Origin of the sequence: Microcella sp., assembly GCF_019739195.1 — a bacterium.
In the GTDB taxonomy this organism is placed as follows: Bacteria; Actinomycetota; Actinomycetes; order Actinomycetales; family Microbacteriaceae; genus Microcella.
In genome coordinates this window covers 1,728,635-1,748,291 of record NZ_JAHHDS010000003.1, presented here as the reverse complement: position 1 = coordinate 1,748,291, position 19,657 = coordinate 1,728,635, and the positions used below count along the sequence as shown (strand labels likewise).

Below are 19,657 nucleotides of genomic sequence, written 5' to 3'. Positions count from 1 at the left end.
GCTCAGAGCATCGCAATAGTGAGGAGCGGCTGATCGAATTCCACGACCTGGCCGTTTTCGACGTGGATTCCGGTGACAGTACCCCGAACGCCGGGCTCGACGCGAGTCATCATCTTCATGACTTCAACGATCGCCAGTGGAGAGTCGGGCTCAACCTCGTCCCCGACCTCGACGAACGAGGGAGCCCCCGGCTGCGGAGCTCTCCAGAACACTCCAAGAGACTTCGCCCGCACGATGTGCTCATGTGCCGAAGCAGTGATCGGGGCGGCCGTCGACGACTCTGAGACGGTCGGTGGAGAGACAGCGGCGGGAGTCGTCGACGCTACTGGTGCGGGGGCAGATTGCGCAACGCCCAGCCCGACTCCGGAATCCGAGAGCTGCAACTCGAAGTCGCCGAACCGCAATCGCGCCTCACGCCAGCCCGATGCTTTCAACAGGTCGATAATTGCCGTGATGTCGCTCAACTCAATACTGTTGTTCAAGGAGTGGTCTTCCTGTTCGTTCATCTTGCATCGCCTTCTGCCTCATCGAGGCCGCCTGCCCACAGAGTGGCGGGGGCATCCACTGCCCACCGACCAAGCCATTCTTCGCACTGGCCGACCGTGGGTCCGGTCATCGCATGATGCTGGATTCGCTTGAATCCGAAGTGCACCCCGCCTTCCCAGGTGAATCCCATACCGCCATGGAGCTGAATCGCTTCACTCCCCATGCGCAGTCCGGCGCTTCCCACAAAGGCTTTCGCCAAGTGGCCGAGCGCAGACGGCTCGCCATGAGTGGGGAGTTGATCAGCGGCATGGATACTCATCTGCTGGGCGGCATAGACATCGGTCGCGAGGTCTGCGGACCGGTGTCGAAGTGCCTGGAACGAGCCGACTGGCACCCCGAACTGCTCTCGCGCGCTGACGTAGGCCATCGTCGACTCGAGCAACGCTTGTGACTGTCCAGCGATCGCAGCGGACTGTGCGACAAGGAGTTCGGCGCGGAACCGATCGCTCTCCGGTCCGTCGAGTCCTCCGAGCGATTCGCCAGCACCGGTGACCTTTACAGCCGCCAGAGTGGGGTCTGGGTCGTTGGCCGGCACTCGGTCACCCACGCCCGGCCTGATCGCTTCGAAGTCGAGGCCGTCACGGCTGTCGATCGCCAGAATCACCGTGACATCGGCACCGAAGGGAACCCAGCCGCTGTCTCCCGGCTCGAACGCAGAGGCGACTGCCAGTACCGGAATGCTCTCACCGACGACACACGACTCGAGGATTTCATTCGCCTGGGGGGTATTGAGTCGACGGAGCAACCGCATGGCGCTCCAGATCTCAACGATCGGAACGGGCAGGGGCAGGTCGCGGCGGTGAAGTCGCTTGATGGCCTCGAAGTACAGTAAGGATTGGGTGTCGCCGTCGAGGGCGAAATCCAGCCAACCTTGGTCTCGAATGACTGCAAGTGTCTGGCTCATCGTGAGAAACTCGGGCGTTTCGTCTGGTCCAAGACGAGGACCACCGATCTCCTCGAGCAAGTCGGACCAGTAGCCGAGCACGTCTGCCGCCTCAGCATCGAGATGGTCGTCAAGCAAGGTCGTGAGGAGCATGTCACGCCACCTTCTTGCGACCGCTGGGCAACTCGAGCAGTCGACTGGCGATCAAGTTGCGCTGGATCTCACTCGTGCCAGCCGAAATGGTGAAGTGGCGAGATTCTGCCTGATCGTGCAGGCGTTCTTTGGGACCCTCGGTGAAGTAGGGTGCACCCCACCAACGCAGCTGGTCATCACCCATCGTGCGCCACGTCTCGGTGGTGTAGAGCTTCACGAGAGACTCGAGTCCTTCAGGAGCGGTGCGATTCTGACCACGCTCGAGCAAGTCGGATGCAAGCACTTGAATGGCGTACACGCGTGCGTAATCTGCGCCAAGGTGCGCGACTGCACGGTGCTCCGCCGGGAGCTCGCGTGCCGTCGAGACGACATCGTCAAAGATGCGCCGAATGTCGGAATACCGTGCCAAGCAGTAATCGGCCCCCCTCTCGTCCTGCAAGACGCTCCGGACGATGGACCAACCCGCGTTTTCTTCACCCACGAGATTGGCGGCAGGGACCCTGACGTCGTTGAAGGAAACCTCGTTGAACTCGGCATGGCCCGACATGGTGATGATCGGGCTGATCTCAATGCCTGGGGTGAGAAGGTCGACGAGCAGCACGGAGATTCCGTCTGCGCGCGAGTCTGCAGGCCCCGTGCGGACAAGCAAGATAATCCAGTCGGCGAACTGTGCGAAGCTCGTCCAGATCTTTCGGCCATTGATGACCCACTCGTCCGAAACGCGCTGTGCTGTCGTGCGGATGTTCACGAGGTCGGATCCGGCTGACGGTTCTGAGAAGCCCTGACACCACAGTTCGTCACCCGTGCGGATGCGCGCGAGGTGCTGTTGTTGCTCAGGGGTGCCGAACTGCCACAGCACCGGAGCGACAAGCCTCTTTCCGAGACGATTCAGTCCCTCGGGCGCGTCAAACCGCGCAGTTTCTTCAGTGAAGATCGCCCGCTCGACCGCGTCGGCACCACGGCCACCGTACTCTTCTGGCCACGTGGGGACGGCCCAGTCTCTCGAGGCGAGCACCTGCTCCCAGTCGCGAAGATACGCGCCCAGGTCCTCGAACGAGTCATATCGCTCGCGCCAGCCAGGCTCGACCTTGTCGGTGTAGAAGGCGCGAAGCTCTTCGCGAAAGGCTAGCTGGCGACCGGTCAGCTGTAGAGGCATTGCTCGCCTTCCTCGATCGACCACGTAGTCAGAATTGTTCAAAGGTAAAGGAGTGCACGCATCGCTGTCAAGGCAGGCATTTGAACAGCATGTCTTTCCATGACTGCGAACTCGATTTGCCCCTAAACTATCTCTCAGACGAGTCGATGGCGACCGTCGCTGAAGGAGATCACGATGACACGAGCACCGAAGTCTGATTCGCTCGCCGAAGTGTTGGTGGAGCTCCTCGCCGACATCTCGGCGAAAAGCCTCCCCGACTCCACGCGAGACTCCGTGGCGCGAAACTCTCTCCAGGTATTCGGAGTCATGAGGCTGGGACTGCAGAACCCAATAGGGCGAGACTCCGTCGAGTACACAGCGAAGTGGGAATCGGGAAGCGCCGCGACCATCGTGGCGCATGGCAAGCGATCGGGCACTTGTGCGGGTGCGGCGTTTGCGAATGCGGTTGCTGCACACTCTGACTTTCGAGAAGACACCCATGCGGGGAGCTCCTCCCATCCCGGGGTCGTGGTGATCCCGGCCGTGTTCGCTGTGGCCGAGGCGATGGGAGGTACGCTTCCACCCGGTCGTTATGCGGAAGCTGTCGTGGCCGGTCACGAGCTCATCGGACGACTCGGTGGGCCCGCAGCCGAGCGAACAACCGCGCGCGGCTTCCGTCCACCCTCTGTGTACACCGTTTTCGGAGGCACTCTGGCGGCCGCACTAGCCATGGGCCTGACGCAAGAACAGCAAGTTCATGCCCTGGCGATCGCTGCGCAGGGAGCATCCGGCATAACCCATCCGTTCCTAGCCGGGTCGGATGAATGGTTTCTCGCCCCCGCGCTTGCCGCGCGCCACGCGGTCATGTCGGCGATGCTCGCGGCTGAGGGTGTCGAGGGTTCACGCTTTGCGTTGGAGGGGCCCGAGGGCGTCTTCGTCGCCTTCGCGGGCGAGACTCTGCCAGTGGACCTCCGGCCTGCAGGACATGGTGGTTTCGAGATCGAACGAGCCCGTCTGAAGGCGGCCCTCACCTGCGGGTGGAATCAGTCGCTCGTGCACCAGCTTCGTGAATTCAATGTTCGGGCCGACCACGTCAGTGCCGTACGTGTTCGCCTGAGCACGATCGCTGGAGAGTACCCGGGGGTCGCAAGCGCCGGGCCGTTTCCCTCCCGGTCTGCCGCATTGCTGAGCGCGCCGTGGGCAGCCGCACTGCAACTTGTGCGAGGGTCACTCGACCACAGCGGATACGACGACCTCGAAGACCCCGAGTTGCTCGAGGTCGCACGCCGTGTCGATGTGACACCGACCGGCGACCTGCCTGGCTACGCCACGGAAGTCGCGATCGACCTCACCGATGGAACGACTCGTTTCTCGGCCGACGGCAACGACAATCCAGCGTTCTCACTAGACACCAGGGGGCGAGTGCTGGAGGCACTTCACCGCAATTACGCGTCATCGGGGTTGGACGAATCTCGAGTCGACGTTCTCGACGCAGCCATGACCAACCTTCTCGAGACGGGCAGTACAGCGAACCTCGCCGCCGCGATCGGCGAAGCGGACTAGCGGACCCTCACCGTCCGGTCCATCGAGGTTCGCGCTTCTCTTTGAATGCCGCGGCACCCTCGCGTGCGTCGTAGCTGTGCGCGATCGCATCGGCAATCTCGAACTGACGCGCAAACGCCTCCGCTTTGGGCCAGTCTCTCGCTTCGACCATGATGTGCTTGCTCGCACGAACAGAGAGCGGCGCATTGCGCGCGATCTGACGGGCGATATCGAGGGAGGCCTCCAGTGCCGCACCGTCGTCGGTCAGGTCGGAGACGATGCCGAGGTCGGCCGCACGCGACGCATCAATCACGTCGCCTGTGAGCGCGAGGCGCATCGCCACGTGGTAGGGAATTCGCTCAGCGAGCGTCAACAGACCGCCTCCCGTTGCCACGAGCCCTCTCTTCACCTCGGGCAGGCCGAACTTCGCCCCCCGCGCAGCGACGATGATGTCGCAGGCGAGCGCGATCTCGAACCCGCCGGCGAGTGCATACCCTTCGACCGCCGCGATGAGCGGCTTCGGCGAGCTTCGCTGCACGATCCCTGCGAAACCCCGCCCCGGTACACGTGGCGACTCACCGCGTAGCTTTGCGCCGAGATCGGCACCAGCACTAAAGGTGCCGCCAGCACCGGTCACGATGCCGACGAGAAGCTCATCGCGCTGGTCGAGCTGATCAAGCGCCGCGGCGATCCCTACCGCTGCTGCAGAATCGATCGCGTTGCGCACCTCGGGCCGATTGATGGTGATCGTGAGCACCCCCTCGTGAGTGCTCGTCAGTACCGCAGCGCTGGACATGCTCACAAGGGTCGCCCCAAGATTTCTAGGATCGAACTGAGGTCGGTGCCTTCGAGCGCCGGCGGAATCACGTTGACGAGTTCATCGATGATCGCTGGGTCAAGGCCGCTCACGGCGAACTTGCCCCTCAAGGACTCGATGACCTCGGGCACAGTCAGGAGCCACCGCGCCTCGGTGCCCGTCGAGGTCAGCGATTGCACAGAACCGTTTCGATGGTGAACATCGATGACAGTGTCGTAGGCCCGATTCGCGGGAGACGCGCTCAAGTTGACGCGGTGTGCCGCATCCACGCGTGCAGGATTCGCGAGGTCGCGGTAACTCGTCACGTCGAGTCGCCCATCGTGCAGCAGCGAACCGACCCCGAACTCCATCGACAGCACCGCCGCTGTATACGTCCCGTACGGGCCTTGGTTGTGAACCCCGGGAAACGCGAATGCCTCAGGGCTGACCGAAATGTCGATGGTGTCGACGCTAGAGAAGTCGACACCCGCTTGGAGCAGAGCGTTCGCAGCTGCCTGATTCCACCCGCAGGTCAGGACCGTCTTAAGTCGTGTCGTCTCGATCTCCCAGTCGGGTTCATCGGGATCGACGATGGCCGCGAGATCGACCCCACCGTATGCACGATAGAAGCCGATCTCGCCTTCGAGAAGGCGGGGCGCGCCCACGATTCCCTCGCGCGCGAGAAGCGAAGCAAGGAGCCCGTTCTTCGCGGCGAACCCCGGAAGCAGTATCCAGTCGTCCGTGCCGTCGAGATAGGGCTGGTTCAATCCGGCCGCTAGGTGCGTTGACAGCGTGATCGCAGATTCAAGCTGGGCTCGGTCAAGACCGAGAATCTTTGCGGCCGCGACCGCTGCCCCGAAGACGGTGTAGATCGCGCTTGCCCGAAAACCCCGCGGAGTGGAGGAGTTGGCACCCAGTCGGCCGAGCCGGCCGATCACCTGATAGCCAGCGACGACGGCTTCGCCGAACCGTCCAGCGGGGAGAGGCTCACCGAGCATCTCGAACGCGGCCAGCGCCGCGGGGATGACGGTGACGCCGGGATGCGATTGGCTGTCGACGTGAGCATCGTCGCGGAAGTCTGCGTGGCACACTGTCGCGTTCGCCATCGCGGCATCGCCCGGTGCGATGGTGGCACCACTAGCGATCATGGTCGCCTTCCCGGGCGCCGAGTGCCGGGCGTACGCCATCACGCGTTGACTGATGTCGCGATCGAGGCCGAGAAAAGTCGTGCCCAGTACATGCAGGGTGCTGCGCACTGTTGCATCTTTGGTGGCGGGCGACAGGCCCTGCCAACGGATCTCTTCGACAATGTCCGCGACGTCTGCGGCCGACTGAATTCTCGCCATTGCGCATCCTTTCACCATCTAACTGTTTTTCGAAGAGTACGACCTATGTAGACCCAGAGGCAAGGTAACAATGATGTATCGGGGCCTCAGTTGAGAAACTTTGCACTTGAACTTTCTTTCGAACAGGTGGATGATGCTACCAATCTGGCGCACGGCCAGACCTGCAATCACATCACGCTCAACACGAAGGAGTGTCCGTGAAAACCTCAAACACCAAGGTCGGGCTCGGAGTAGCCCTGGCCTTTACTCTGCTGATCGCCGGCTGCTCAAGCGACGCAACGCCTGCCGAGCCGAATGGCGACGCAGACCCGATCATCGCGGGAGCACTCTTCTCGATGACGGGCCCGCTCGGCCCCACCGGAGAGCGCATTCTCGCTGGCGTTCAAATCGGCATCGACGAAGTTAACGCTTCGGGTGGCGTGCTCGGGCGCCAGATCGAACTCATCAGTGCCGACGACGAGGGAACGGCGGCGGTCGCGGTCAACCGGGCTCAGGAACTCGTCGCTGAGGACATTGATGTCGTCTTCGAAGGGGTCCTGAGCACAGTGTCGCTCGCCTCGCAGCCGATCTTTGCCCGCGCAGGGGTCATGGACGTCACCATCACCGCCGCCGCTCCGGACATCCTGGCCGGCACGGTGAATCCCGACGCCGTCAGGCTCAACGCAGATAATGACCTCACCGCGCAGTCGATCGCTGACTACATCAACGCCGAGGGCTACGAGAACGTCGTTGTACTGCAACAAAACGATGTATACGGCGACAGCCAGGGTGGGGCGACCATCGCGGCGCTCGATAATGAACCCTCGCTGATCATTCGGTTCGACCCGAAGCAGACCGACTTCAGAGTCGAAATGGAGCAGGTCATTGCCGCCGACCCCGACCTTGTGTTGATCGTCAACGCTTCGTCTGACACGGGCGGTCCGGCTATGCTTTCGCAGTTGCGAAGCGCTGGATACGACGGGCCCTTCACGATGGCGCCGACGACCCTCACCCCGACCGCTATTGAACTAGCTGGCGGTGCCGCTGACGGTGGAATCTCGACGCAGGCGTACATTTTCGACCAGGAGCCGTTCGTCAGCTACCCCGGTACGCAGCGACTCGTCGAGGCATACAAGGCGTTTTCGGACGACCCGCCCACCCACGAGGTGGCGTTCGCTTATACCGCCGTGCTCGTCTGGGCCGCAGCTGCCGAAGCAGCAGGCAACCTCGAGCGCTCCGCGGTCGCCGCAGAGATCAAGGGCAATTCGTTCGACAACACCGCGTTCGGAGAGGTCTCGTTCGATGACAAGGGACAGATGAGCTCGACGCTTCAGCTTTACCGAGTCGAGAATGGCGAGATCGTCACCTTCTAGGCCCACTGCACCACACGGAATGCCCTCGCGGGCGAAGCGCGCGAGGGCATTCCGGTCTTCTGAAAGGGGGAACCGGGATGAGCGAATTCGCGTCGCCCACACCATCGGCTAAGGACAAGCGATCGGCCACGTCGGCGCCGAGCGTCGCGGTCATCGGCGCTGGCCGAATGGGTGCGGGTATCGCGCACGCATTTCTCGTGAGCGGCTCGACGGTCACTCTGTGCGATGTCGACACTGCGGCCACGCAACGCGGCGTCGACACGGTCGTCCGGTCTGTGTCGGTTGCTCACGAGCGGAACACGCTACGGGAGTCGCCTTCGCTCGTGCTTGCTCGCCTCGCAACGATGGTCGGGGCCTCTGCAATCGGCGCTGTCGACCTAGTCATTGAAGCGGTACCTGAGAACATCGATCTGAAGCGTTCGGTTCTCGCCGACGCAACCGCCGGCGTGCCGACGACAACTGTTGTTGCGACCAACACCAGCAGCATCAGCATCGCGGAACTCGCGGACGCGGTCTGCGAGCCAACACGATTTCTTGGTATGCACTTTTTCAACCCCGTACCGGTCAGCAAACTCGTCGAGCTCATCCGAGGTGAACACACCGACGACCGCACAATCGAGTTGGCGCGGACTTGGGTGCTCGCGCTCGGAAAGCAGGAAGTCATCGCGGCCGATGCACCCGGGTTTGCGACCAGCCGCCTTGGGGTCGCCATCGGTCTCGAGGCGATTCGGATGTTGGAGCAGAAGGTCGCCAGCGCCGAAGACATCGATCGCGGAATGGTGCTCGGGTACGGATTTCCCGTCGGGCCACTACGGCTCACCGACATTGTGGGGCTCGACGTCCGGCTGGAGATCGCCGAGTACCTCGAGCGCACTCTGGGCCCGCGATTCGAGCCACCAGCGCTGTTACGTTCGCTGGTCGCGCAGGGTCACCTCGGCCGCAAGTCCGGTCGCGGCTTCTACCGCTGGGCGGACTGAGCCTTCACTGCGGTGCCTCAGAACGGGAGAATGCTCGCGTGCATTGCAGGGCGAGCCGAATGAACGTGGAGAGGCGACTCCCGATCGATGCTCGGGGTGGACCCGGTGCCGTGTCTGACTCTGAGTTTGGTGAGATCCAGTCTCGAGTCACTCTGCTGCAACGCGCTAACTCAAGCGTGCAAAGGCGATTATCTGCACTATGCCGCGTGCGGCGCTCATCAGCCCTGACAGAGTCAAGGGCTCTTGTCCAGCTCCGCCCGGGAAGGGCGACGCAGCAGCCAATTGAACCGTTGGGAGTGAATCGTTCACAAGACCACCACTAACTCGGTCGCCATACGGCCGACAAGAATCTCCGGAGGGCGATTCCGACTCACTCTTCTCGCTACACCCTTTCGAAGACTGCCGCCAAGCCCTGACCGCCGCCGATACACATCGTTTCGACTGCGAGAGTCGCATCCAGTGCACGCATTTCGTGCGCGAGTGTGACGAGGATTCGCACTCCGGTCGCGCCGATCGGATGTCCGATGGAGATGCCGCTTCCACGTGGGTTGACCCGTGGGTCCTCAGCGTCCACATTCCAGTCCTGCAGACAAGCGATTGCCTGCACCGCGAAGGCCTCATTTAGTTCGATGATATCCAGGTCAACAAGTCGGGCGCCTGCACGCTGTAGCGCCTGCCGCGTCGCAGCGACGGGACCGATTCCAAACAGCTCAGGTTCAACTCCACTGACCGCCCACGATCGAAGTCGGAGCATGGGAACGAGACCCAACTCGAGGGCGCGTGCGGGCGTGGTGACGATGACAGCGGCGGCGGCATCGTTCTGTGCGCTCGAATTCCCGGCCGTCACTGTGGCGTCAGGCTCTTTGTTTCGCATGATCGGAGTGAGCGCTTCGAGTGCCTCCAGCGAGGCGTCCGCGCGCGGGTTCTCGTCCCTATCGACGACCGTGTCGCCGCGCCGTCCGGGCACCGTCACGGGGATGATTTCCGCTGCGAACGCACCGGAGGATTGAGCTGACACGGCGCGCTGGTGTGACCGAAGGGCGAATTCGTCCTGCGAGTCGCGAGTTATGCCGTACAGTCGCCGCAGAACTTCAGCCCCTCCGATATTGCCATCAGGCGTAGGAAAATTCTCGCCGCCTGCCGTCAACCGTCCACGCACGAGTGCGTCATGGAGCATTATTCCAGGACCGGTTACCCCCCGTCGCCCCTGTTCGCTGTATAGAGGCGCGTTGCTCATGGATTCCACACCTGCAGCAATGACGACCTCGCTCACGCCGGTCTGGATTTCCATCGCGGCGTTCAACACGGCCTGAAGACCCGATCCGCACCTCCTGTCGAGCTGATAACCAGCTGTGGTGACCGGTAGTCCGGCATCCAGAGCAGCAACTCGCCCTATGGCCGGGGCCTCCATCGTTGGGTAGCTCTGGGCCATAACGACACCGTCGACCGCATCGACATCGAGACCGGAACGCTCGACGAGCGCGGTAAGCGCGGTGCGTGCCAGCGCTCGGGCATCAAGGGTCGCCAACGCGCCACCGAAACGTCCGACTGGTGTTCGCACCGGCGAACAGAATACGACGTCTCGAAGCTCCGTCATAAGGGGCCCCTCCATATTGTGGGCATTCCGTGGCTCGCCGCTTTCCCGCGTCGTCAAATTTCATTTCAACATTGAAATAGCTTAGCCCGCTCCTCTCCCAGACACAACTGCACGTCCCCGCCATCCACCAGTCGTTGAATATCGAGTTCTAGGTGTGGCCTTACGGAACATTGTTGCCGTTCGATTCATCGAGACCCTTCGGCAGGGTATGGGTGACCGTACTCACGTCATCAAACGAGAAGTCTTCGGATTTCACGCTTGGACTCTGCGCGCCCGGACTGCTTGGCTGAGGGCATGAGCATGCTGCAGCAAAGCGTTGCCAAGATCACGCTGCCGGTCAGGGCGAAACCGCGGCTGTATTCCCGTCAGCGATAGCGCCCACGCCGGTTCACCTCGCTTGTCGAATACGGCCGCTCCCATGCCCCAGCTACCTTCGACAACAAGCCCAGGGTTCAGCGACCACCCGCTCTCCCGAACCTTCCTCAGCCGAGCCACTAGAGCCTCGCGTCCATGTTCTTCGCCCCACTCCGAAGTGAGATCGATGCCATCAAGGTAGGCTTGGCGCTCGCTTGCGGTCATGAAAGCGAGAATCGCCAGACCCGCGCTCGCGACACCCAAGGGGAGGCGGATCCCCTCATGCAATACGAATGATCGAATCGGGAAACTACCCTCTTCGCGCAATAGGCACACTGTCTCGTAGCCTCTCCGCGCTGAAAAGAAGGCGCTCTCCCCTGTCAACCTGGCGAGGTCACGCACGTGTTCGCGGGCCAACTCAGTGATGTCATACCGTTCGGTGGCGACAGTCCCAAGAAGGTACAGTTCGGGTCCCGGTACCCACGCCATGCCCTGTCTATCGAGAAAGCCTTCATCAGCTAGCGCGGCCAGAAGGCGATATGTCGTCGGGCGCGTAAGACCAGTCGTCGCCGCGAGCTCGGTTGTCGACAGGGCCTTCGGAGCGTGGGAACTCACGGCTCGCAAAAGGGTGCTGATTCGAGCGACCACCTGAGTTCCAGCGCGAGCATTGTCACCCTTCATGTCCACATTATGAACGCATTCGAACCCACTCGCCACATAGAGAGCGGAACTTGATCCGTCCACTCAATTACGCCTAGCGTCACGCCTATGCGCCATGTGGTCGACCTAATTGGTGCGGTCAGGGACTAGCGAGGGATGCTCCGTGGGAAACTACAAGGTTCGGAATTCAGCCATTGAAGTTCTGCGCACAATCGTGATGGACGGGCAAACCATCGCAGTCGGAGGGTTCGGGATGAGCGGAAACCCGACCGACCTGATCGAAGCCCTGCGCGACACAGGGGTGCGTGACCTCACGATCGTGAGCAACAACATGGGGATCGATGGAGTCGGCCTCGGGTTGCTCATCGAAAGCAGACAGGTGCGCAAGGTCATTTCGAGCTACGTCGGCGAGAACAAGTTGTTTGCCGAGCATTTCATCTCAGGTGAGCTCGAGGTCGAGTTCTCCCCTCAGGGGACTCTCGCCGAACGAATGCGCGCAGGAGGCGTTGGCATCGCAGGCTTCTACACCCGCACAGGAGTGGGCACACTCGTCGCCGAGGGCAAACCCATCACAACTTTCGACGGTATTGACTTTCTGCTCGAGCGCGGCATCGTCGCCGACGTCGCGCTCGTCAAGGCATACCGCGCCGACCCCGAAGGCAATCTGATCTACCGCAAGACAGCACGCAACTTCAATCCGCTCGCCGCTATGTGCGGGCGCGTTACCGTTGCCGAAACCGAAATAGTCGAGAACGACTGGCTCGACCCCGACGAGATTCATACACCTGGCATTTTCGTGCAACATGTCGTCGTCGCCGCACCTCGCGAGAAGCCTATCGAGCAACGCACCGTAAGGCATCGCAATGCTTCGGATGTCGAAGCGGGAGCCCGCTGACATGGCTTGGACGAGAAACGAGATGGCGGCGATCGCCGCAGAAGAACTGCGTGATGGACAGTATGTAAACCTCGGCATTGGCATTCCGACGCTGGTCGCCAATCATGTTCCCGCCGGAGCCACGGTGACCCTTCAGAGCGAGAATGGGCTGCTCGGAATGGGCCCGTTTCCGTGGGCGGGCGAGGAAGACGCCGACCTTATCAATGCGGGTAAGCAAACGGTGACGATCTTGCCAGGTGGGTCGTTCTTCGACTCAGCAACCTCATTTGGCATGATTCGCGGTGGTCACGTAGCTCTCGCCATTCTCGGCGCCCTGCAAGTGTCGGGTTCGGGCGATCTGGCGAACTGGATGATTCCCGGCAAGCTCGTCAAGGGCATGGGCGGCGCAATGGACCTCGTCGCCGGTGTCCCCCGCGTCATCGTGCTGACCGAACACAACGCGAAAGACGGTACCGCGAAGATCGTGGCCGAGTGCACGCTACCGCTGACCGGCAAGGGCGTGGTGCATCGCATTATCAGTGACCGCGCGGTCTTCGACGTGACCCCCCACGGCCTGGTGCTGCGCCGGCTCGCCGACGGCGAGAACGTCGACGCGATTCGCGCGGACACCGGAGCAAACTTCGATATCGATCTCGAGGAGGTACCAGCGTGAATGACGTCATCGCGGGTTTCGTCAGCGTTCCCTTCATCAAACCCTGGGGCGTCACTCCCACGCTGTCAGTAGTCAAACTCGGTGCACACGCAGCTTGAGTAGACTTCGGGTCGTCAACCTCGACGAGTAGCCCCACCTCTTCACCGAGGGCACCACGGCCGACGCGCACTCCGTGCTCTCGCCGCGCGGCCGGGTTCGCGAGGGCCTCGCGAACCGATGGTTCCGGCGCCTCGGCGAGGGCGTCTTCGACGTCGACGACGTCATCGTGCGGGCCGCAGAGCTCGCCGCCTTCGTGGTCGCCGCGCGGTCGCGGTATGCGCTCGAGGGACGCGAGCTGATCGCGGCGGGCTTCTCGAACGGCGCCAACATCGCCCTCGCGACGGCGCTGCTGCATCCCGACGTGGTATCCCGCGTCGTCGCGTTCAGCGGCATGTACCCGTTCGGCGACCGCGAGCCGATCGGCGACGTCAGTGCGGTCGAGCTGCTGCTGCTCAACGGCAGCGCAGACCCGATGGCGCCCGCGGCGAGCGTCGACGTGCTCGAACGTGCGGCGAGCTCGCGCGGAGCATCCGTCACACGCACCACGCGCCCCGGCGGCCACGGCATCGATCGCAGCGAGGTCGACGCGGCACGCGACTGGATCGCCGCACGTCGATAGCGTTCAGCGCGGCAGATTGGCCTCGATGAGGGCCACGATTTCGGGCGCGTGGGGCACCACGTTCGGGCGGAAGCGGTGCACCTCGCCGCTGGGCAGCACGACGAATTTCTCGAAGTTCCAGGTGATCGGGCCGGCGAGTCCGTGCGCGTCTTTCGTCTCGACGAGTGCCGCATAGAGTGGGTGCCGCTTCTTGCCGTTGACCTTGACCTTCTCGGTCATCGGGAAGGTCACGCCCCAGGTGGTGCTGCAGTACTCGGCGATCTTCTCCTCGCTCGAGAGCTCTTGCAGAAACTGGTTCGAGGGCAGGCCGAGCACGGTGAATCCCCGATCGCCGTACGCCTTCTGCAACCGCTCGAGCCGCTCGTATTGGGGGGTGAGCCCGCACCGCGACGCCACGTTGACGACGAGTACGACGTGATCGGTGAACTCGGCGAAGGTCGTCTCGCGCCCGTCGAGCATCGTGAGTGGAGCATCCGCGAGGGTCGTCATGATCTGAGCGTAGGTGGCCATGCTGGACGCGAACGGTGCGGGCCCTCGACGATCACGGTGTGTGGGCCGGAAGCTCGTCGAGCGTGCCCCCGGCGGCCGCGGCGGCCTCGAAGAGCGGAAGGTGCGATTCGAGGGATGCCCGGCGCAGGTTGCCGAGAACCTTCACGAGCCGCGCGTCATCGGCCTGGGTGAGCAACTCGTCGTACAGCGCCACGTTGTTGATCTCGCCCTGCGCCCATGCCTCGGCGGCGGTCTGCAGATCGGCCGGCGCGACCACGATGCCGATGTAGGGGTTCTCAGGAACCTCGATGCCGGCCCGCTCGAGCTGCCGCGTGAGCGCGTCAATGTGCCGCAGCTCACCTTCGAGAATCGTCGCGTAGGGCTCGACCATGCCGAAGCTGTCGAGCACGGCAAGGTACGACGCCGCGGCGGCATATTCTCCGACGGGCGACATGAGTGCATCCCACGCGAGCGCCGCATCGCTCTCGGGCTCGACGCCGGCAGGCAGCGCGGTCGTCGCGGGCGCTGCCGGCAGGGCGATGCCCGGATCGGGCTCGGCGAGCGCGACGGGTGTCTGGGTAGAGCTCTGAGTCGACGGGTCGAGCTCTGAGTCGACGGAGGTCGAGCATCCGGCGAGCGCCATGAGCACGATGAGCGGCGTGGCGACGAGAGCGGCAGCAGTGCGAGTGAGAGTCATGGTGTTCCTCCTGGGGATCACCTCGACGGTATACCCCCCAGGGTATGTGCCATCTTGACGTCAGCTATGAGTGGGCCCTGAGCGCGGGCAGCTATTCGCCGAGGCGCTCAGGCCGCAGATCGAGCCGCCGCAGCAGCTGCGCATTGAGCGCCACGACAACGGTCGAGGCAGACATGAGCAGCGCGCCGATCGACATGGGCAGGATGAACCCGATGGGCGCGAGAACGCCCGCCGCAAGCGGAACCGAGAGCAGGTTGTAGCCCGCGGCCCACCACAGGTTCTGCTTCATCTTGCGGTAGCTCGCCCGCGAAAGCTCGATCACCGACAGCACGGAGCGCGGATCGTCGCTGGCCAAGATGACGCCGGCCGAGCCGATGGCGACGTCGGTGCCTGCGCCGATCGCGATGCCGACATCGGCGGCCGCGAGCGCCGGAGCATCATTGACGCCATCTCCGACCATCGCCACGACGAGTCCTTCGGCCTGCAACTCGTCGACCTTCGCGGCCTTGTCGTCGGGGCGCACCCCGGCGAAGACGCGGTCGATGCCGAGGTCGGCGGCGACCGAGTGCGCCACGGCCTCGGCGTCGCCGGTGATCATGACGACAGTGATGCCGAGCTCGCGCAGAGCATCCACAGCCTGCCGCGATTCGGCGCGCACCTCATCGGCCAGCGCGAGCGCGCCGACCACCTCGTCGTCGACCAGCACGTGCAGAATGATCGACCCGTTCTCGCGCCAGCTGTCGGAAGCAGCGAGCGCGCTGGCGCCGTGGCGCTCGAGCATCGAAGGGCCGCCGACGCTCACTCGGCGCCCGTCGACCTTGGCCGTCACGCCCTCGGCGGGGCTCGACGTGAAGTCAGAGGCACTCGGGATGCTCAGCTCGCGCTTTTCGGCCGCGCGCACGATCGCGCGCGCGAGCGGGTGCTCGCTGTCGGCCTCAGCCGCTGCGGCGAGCGCAAGCACCTCGTCGTCGCTGCGCGAACCCGTGGTCTCCATCGCCGTCACCGTCGGGGCACCCATCGTGAGGGTGCCGGTCTTGTCGAACAGCACCGCGGTGACCGAGCGCATGCGCTCGAGAGCGAGGCGGTCTTTCACGAGCACTCCGCCGCGGGCCGCGCGCTCGGTGGCGATCGACACGACGAGCGGAATCGCGAGCCCGAGTGCGTGCGGGCAGGCGATCACGAGCACGGTGATGGTGCGCACGATCGCGTCGCCGGGCATGCCGAGCGCGCTCCACACGATCGCGGTGATCACGGCCGCCCCGAGGGCGAACCAGAACAGCCACGCCGCGGCGGTGTCGGCAAGGCGCTGTGCGCGCGACGTCGAGGCCTGCGCATCGGCGACCAGGCGACGGATGCCCGCGAGAGCCGTATCGTCACCCACCGCCGTGACACGCACGCGCACGCCCGAATCAGTGGCCACAGTTCCGGCCACGACGTGGTCGCCTGGCTCGCGGCGCACCGTGCGCGATTCGCCGGTGATCATCGACTCGTCGAAGGCTGCCGAGCCCTCTTCGATCTCGCCGTCGATGGGCACGCGGGCGCCGGGCCGCACGATCACCAGGTCTCCGACAGCCAGGTCGGCGGGGTTCACCGTCTCGACGCCCTCTTCTGTCACGCGCTCGGCCTCGTCAGGCAGCAGCGCGGCGAGAGAGTCGAGCGCGCTCGTGGTCTGCGCGAGAGAGCGCATCTCGATCCAGTGCCCGAGCAGCATGATCACGATGAGCAGTGCGAGCTCCCACCAGAACTCGAGCTCGTGCGGCAGCAGGCCAAGGCTCGCGCCCATGCTCGCGATGAACGCGGTCGTGATGGCGAGCCCGATGAGCAGCATCATGCCGGGGCGTCGGGCCTTCAGCTCGTCGAGCGCACCGGTCAAGAAGGGGCGGCCGCCCCACACGTACATGATGGTGCCGAGCACGGGCGCGATGAACGCAAGGCCGGGAATGGCCGGCAGCTCGTAGCCCAGCAGCATCCCGAACATCGGGCTGAAGGCGATCACCGGTATCGCGAGAGCCAGGTTCCACCAGAACAGTCGCCGGAACTGCGCGACATGGTCGCCGTGCCCGCCATGGCCTGCGTGGCCGCTGTGGTCGCTGTGCGTGCTGTGGTCGTCGTGAAGAGTCTGCTCGGCGTGGTGATCGTGCGTTGTCATCTCGTTCATGGCGGCTACGGTATACCCCCCTGGGGTATGAGTCAACCCCTTCCTCTCGACCGGAAGGGGCGTACAGTGCGGTCAAGGCGAGGAGCACCCATGGCGAAGAAGAAGCACCCGAAGCGAGTGCCCAAGAAGCTCTACGAAGCGGAACTCAAGCGCCTGCAGATCGAACTCGTCGAGATGCAGCAGTGGGTCATCGCGACCAGGCGACGCGTTCTCGTCATCTTCGAAGGTCGCGATGCCGCGGGCAAGGGCGGCGCGATCAAGCGCGTCATGCAGTACCTCAACCCGCGCCACGCGCGCATCGTCGCCTTGCCGCAACCCTCCGAGCGCGAGCGTGGCCAGTGGTACTTCCAGCGTTACATCGAGCTGCTGCCGACCGCCGGCGAAATCGTGCTCATGGACCGCTCGTGGTACAACCGCGCTGGCGTCGAGCGCGTCATGGGCTACTCGAGCGACGACGAATACCAGCGCTTTCTGCGTCAAGTGCCCGTCGTCGAGCGCATGCTCGTCGAAGACGGCATCATCCTGCTCAAGTACTGGTTCTCGGTCTCTGACGACGTGCAGCAGAAGCGCTTCGCCTCGAGGGTCGACGACCCGTTGCGCCGATGGAAGCTCTCCCCCACCGATCTCGAGTCGATCAAGAGATGGGAAGACTACTCGCGCGCGAAAGACGCCATGTTCGCCGCAACCGACATACCCGAGGCGCCGTGGTGGACGATCGAGAGCGACGACAAGCGAGCATCCCGCATCAATGTCATCAGCCACCTGCTCGGTGAGATCCGCCACGAGCGCTCTGAGCCCGAACTGGTCGCGATTCCCGATCGACCCCCCGCGACCGACTACCAGCGGCCCCCGCGCGAGCAGCACCAGCACGTGCCCGATGTGGCGAGCAGATTGGGCTCGTAGACGCGCCTCGACGACTGCTACTCTCGTCGCATCGTGAGCACTCTGTTCTGTTGTCGCTGTTGTCGCTAGTTCCCTTCGCGAACTAGACCCTCGGTGCGCCTTCTCTGCGCCCGCCCCTCCCGACAGCACGACTCACGAACAGGAATACCCATGCGCACGCTGCCCATTCTCGACCTCTCCCTACTCGCCGGCTCGGCCGACGACGCCGCCCGCTTCCGCGACGAGCTGCGGCGCGCCACCCACGAGGTCGGCTTCTTCTACCTCGTCGGCCACGGCCTGAGCCCCGAGCTCATCGACCGGATGATGCAGACAGCGCGCGACTTCTTCGCGCTGCCGGTCGATGCGAAGCTCGCCATCGAGAACACCCACAGCCCGCACTTTCGCGGCTACACCCGCATGGGCGGCGAGCTCACGCAGGGCGCGACCGACTGGCGCGAGCAGATCGACATCGGTGCCGAACGGGATGCTGTGCCGCTCGATTCAGGAGTGCCCGACTTCTGGGCGCTCGAGGGCCCCAACCTGTGGCCCGCCGAGCTGCCCGCCCTGCGCGAGGTCGCGACCGAGTGGATCGACCGGCTCGGCGAGATCAGTGTCACCCTCTTGCGCTCGTGGGCCGAGGCGCTCGGAGCACCCGCCGACACCTTCGATGCCGCCTTCGCGAGCAACGCCTCGCCGCACCTCAAGATCGCACGATACCCGGGGCGCGAGCAGACCGAGGGCACGCAGGGCGTCGGCGCGCACAAAGACCTGGGCGTGCTCACGCTGCTCTATGTCGAAGAGGGCAAGGGCGGTCTGCAGGTCGAGAAAGACGGCGAGTGGATCGACGCCCCCTCGGTGCCCGGCGCATTCGTGGTCAACATCGGCGAGCTGCTCGAGATCGCCACGAACGGCTACCTCAAGGCCACCCTGCACCGCGTGCAGTCGCCCCCCGCCGGCGACTCGCGCATCTCAGTGCCGTTCTTCTTCGGCCCGGCGCTCGACGCAGAGATTCCGACGATCGAGCTGCCGCCCGAGCTTGCGGCTTCGGCGCGGGGCGTGACGGTCGACCCCGGCAACCCCCTGCACCCCGTATTCGGCGTCAACTGGCTCAAGAGCCGCGTGCGCTCGCACCCGAACGTGGTCGAGGCGCACTACCCGCACTGGATGTCATGACGTTGCGCGATGCTGCGTCCACGCCCACTTTTGTACGTATATGCGTACTATCGTGCAGTAACCACAGAAGGGGGGAGCCGCGTCATGCAGCTTGATGCACCCCTGCGCACCGTCACTGCTTCGGTCGATGGCGATGTTCTCAGCGTGTTGGCACGAAGCGATTCCGAGCACACAGTCGCAGACCTCAGACGCATCATCGACAGTCGGTCGAGCGAGGGCATTCGGCGCGCGCTCCACCGTCTGGTCGCCCAGGGCGTCGTGCTCAATCGCCACGTGGGCCGCTCGATTGCCTATCGGCTGAATGTCGACCACCTTGCAGCGAACGCCATCGTTGAGCTCAGCGCAATCCCATCAACGCTTCGCACACGCATCACCCATGCGCTCGAGGAATCGCCCGATCCGCCCCTGTTCGCCGCGATGTTCGGTTCAGCCGCGCGCGGCAGCATGACGGAGCACAGCGACATTGACATCGCGCTTATCCACCGCGGTACCTCGACGGAACCAAGGGAAAACGAGATCGCTGCATTGGAGCACGACATCTCGCTATGGACGGGGAACGACTGTCGCGTCTTGAGCCTGACTGAAGCCGAAATTCGGGGGCAACAGGCCAATGAGCCGGTCTTGGTAGACATCTTGAATCACGCCATCACTCTCTACGGAGACCGAGAGGCGTTTCGTGCCCTGATCAGGCCGCAGTGACCCCGCCGACTCG

At 63.8% G+C, this 19,657-nt stretch carries 19 protein-coding genes; 9 read left to right on the top strand and 10 right to left on the bottom strand.

The genetic code is table 11. The features are described from left to right. Window positions 1-2: 2 nt before the first annotated feature. The 3 genes from KL788_RS10265 to KL788_RS10255 are packed head-to-tail and all read right to left on the bottom strand — an operon-like array spanning window position 3 to window position 2,780. Entirely contained in the window at window positions 3-506 is a 504-nt protein-coding gene (locus KL788_RS10265; RefSeq protein WP_293171018.1) for an acetyl-CoA carboxylase biotin carboxyl carrier protein, read from the bottom strand. After that, window positions 503-1,582 (bottom strand): acyl-CoA dehydrogenase family protein, encoded by a 1,080-nt coding sequence (locus tag KL788_RS10260; RefSeq protein ID WP_293171016.1) that lies wholly within the window; start codon window positions 1,580-1,582, stop codon window positions 503-505. The genes KL788_RS10265 and KL788_RS10260 overlap by 4 nt, the downstream gene beginning before the upstream one ends. Before the next feature lies 1 nt (window position 1,583). After that, window positions 1,584-2,780, bottom strand: coding sequence for an acyl-CoA dehydrogenase family protein (locus KL788_RS10255; RefSeq protein ID WP_293171014.1), 1,197 nt, complete (start codon window positions 2,778-2,780; stop codon window positions 1,584-1,586). 132 nt (window positions 2,781-2,912) lie between these two features. Here KL788_RS10255 and KL788_RS10250 point away from each other — a divergent pair, with 132 nt between their 5' ends. Then, window positions 2,913-4,280, top strand: a complete 1,368-nt coding sequence (locus KL788_RS10250; protein ID WP_293171012.1) for an MmgE/PrpD family protein — start codon at window positions 2,913-2,915, stop codon at window positions 4,278-4,280. A 7-nt stretch (window positions 4,281-4,287) separates the two neighbouring features. Here the strand turns inward: KL788_RS10250 and KL788_RS10245 are convergent, their stop codons facing one another. Continuing rightward, window positions 4,288-5,055 carry a crotonase/enoyl-CoA hydratase family protein gene (locus KL788_RS10245; RefSeq protein ID WP_293171009.1) on the bottom strand — a complete coding sequence of 256 codons (768 nt, stop codon included), beginning with the start codon at window positions 5,053-5,055 and terminating at the stop codon, window positions 4,288-4,290. A gap of 2 nt (window positions 5,056-5,057) precedes the next feature. Further along, the gene (locus KL788_RS10240; RefSeq protein ID WP_293171006.1) at window positions 5,058-6,401 is read right to left on the bottom strand and encodes an MmgE/PrpD family protein; all 1,344 of its coding nucleotides are present in this window, start codon (window positions 6,399-6,401) and stop codon (window positions 5,058-5,060) included. A 191-nt stretch (window positions 6,402-6,592) separates the two neighbouring features. Between KL788_RS10240 and KL788_RS10235 the strand changes: the two genes are divergently transcribed. Together KL788_RS10235 and KL788_RS10230 are read left to right on the top strand one after the other, a co-directional pair. After that, window positions 6,593-7,753: an ABC transporter substrate-binding protein gene (locus KL788_RS10235; RefSeq protein ID WP_367120433.1), complete on the top strand. Its 1,161-nt coding sequence runs from the start codon at window positions 6,593-6,595 to the stop codon at window positions 7,751-7,753. Window positions 7,754-7,830: 77 nt separating this feature from the next. After that, window positions 7,831-8,730, top strand: coding sequence for a 3-hydroxyacyl-CoA dehydrogenase family protein (locus KL788_RS10230; protein WP_293171000.1), 900 nt, complete (start codon window positions 7,831-7,833; stop codon window positions 8,728-8,730). A 382-nt stretch (window positions 8,731-9,112) separates the two neighbouring features. Here KL788_RS10230 and KL788_RS10225 read toward each other — a convergent pair whose 3' ends face one another. Both KL788_RS10225 and KL788_RS10220 read right to left on the bottom strand, forming a co-directional pair. After that, window positions 9,113-10,327, bottom strand: a complete 1,215-nt coding sequence (locus KL788_RS10225) for an acetyl-CoA C-acetyltransferase (RefSeq protein ID WP_293170997.1) — start codon at window positions 10,325-10,327, stop codon at window positions 9,113-9,115. 252 nt (window positions 10,328-10,579) lie between these two features. Further along, entirely contained in the window at window positions 10,580-11,362 is a 783-nt protein-coding gene (locus KL788_RS10220) for an IclR family transcriptional regulator (protein WP_293170995.1), read from the bottom strand. Window positions 11,363-11,504: 142 nt separating this feature from the next. Here KL788_RS10220 and KL788_RS10215 point away from each other — a divergent pair, with 142 nt between their 5' ends. The 3 genes from KL788_RS10215 to KL788_RS10205 all read left to right on the top strand — a co-directional run bounded on the left by KL788_RS10215 (window position 11,505) and on the right by KL788_RS10205 (window position 13,546). After that, window positions 11,505-12,236: a CoA transferase subunit A gene (locus KL788_RS10215; RefSeq protein ID WP_293170992.1), complete on the top strand. Its 732-nt coding sequence runs from the start codon at window positions 11,505-11,507 to the stop codon at window positions 12,234-12,236. Window position 12,237: 1 nt separating this feature from the next. Then, a complete protein-coding gene (locus KL788_RS10210) occupies window positions 12,238-12,888 on the top strand; it encodes a CoA transferase subunit B (protein WP_293170990.1) in 651 nt (216 codons plus the stop codon). 172 nt (window positions 12,889-13,060) lie between these two features. Then, a complete protein-coding gene (locus KL788_RS10205; protein ID WP_293170988.1) occupies window positions 13,061-13,546 on the top strand; it encodes an alpha/beta hydrolase in 486 nt (161 codons plus the stop codon). Between the two features lie 3 nt (window positions 13,547-13,549). Here KL788_RS10205 and KL788_RS10200 read toward each other — a convergent pair whose 3' ends face one another. The 3 genes from KL788_RS10200 to KL788_RS10190 form a co-directional block, all read right to left on the bottom strand. After that, window positions 13,550-14,035: a glutathione peroxidase gene (locus KL788_RS10200; RefSeq protein WP_293170986.1), complete on the bottom strand. Its 486-nt coding sequence runs from the start codon at window positions 14,033-14,035 to the stop codon at window positions 13,550-13,552. A 52-nt stretch (window positions 14,036-14,087) separates the two neighbouring features. Beyond that, entirely contained in the window at window positions 14,088-14,732 is a 645-nt protein-coding gene (locus KL788_RS10195; RefSeq protein ID WP_293170984.1) for a hypothetical protein, read from the bottom strand. A gap of 91 nt (window positions 14,733-14,823) precedes the next feature. Next, window positions 14,824-16,881, bottom strand: a complete 2,058-nt coding sequence (locus tag KL788_RS10190; protein WP_293173294.1) for a heavy metal translocating P-type ATPase — start codon at window positions 16,879-16,881, stop codon at window positions 14,824-14,826. Between the two features lie 99 nt (window positions 16,882-16,980). On the opposite strand from KL788_RS10190, the gene ppk2 reads away from it, so the two are divergent. From ppk2 to KL788_RS10175, 3 genes are all read left to right on the top strand, one after another. Next, window positions 16,981-17,793 (top strand): polyphosphate kinase 2, encoded by an 813-nt coding sequence (ppk2, locus tag KL788_RS10185; protein WP_293170982.1) that lies wholly within the window; start codon window positions 16,981-16,983, stop codon window positions 17,791-17,793. A 150-nt stretch (window positions 17,794-17,943) separates the two neighbouring features. Further along, window positions 17,944-18,945 carry an isopenicillin N synthase family dioxygenase gene (locus KL788_RS10180; protein ID WP_293170980.1) on the top strand — a complete coding sequence of 334 codons (1,002 nt, stop codon included), beginning with the start codon at window positions 17,944-17,946 and terminating at the stop codon, window positions 18,943-18,945. Window positions 18,946-19,029: 84 nt separating this feature from the next. After that, on the top strand, window positions 19,030-19,644 hold the full coding sequence (locus tag KL788_RS10175) for a nucleotidyltransferase domain-containing protein (protein WP_293170978.1): 615 nt from the start codon (window positions 19,030-19,032) through the stop codon (window positions 19,642-19,644). The last annotated feature ends 13 nt before the right edge of the window (window positions 19,645-19,657 follow it).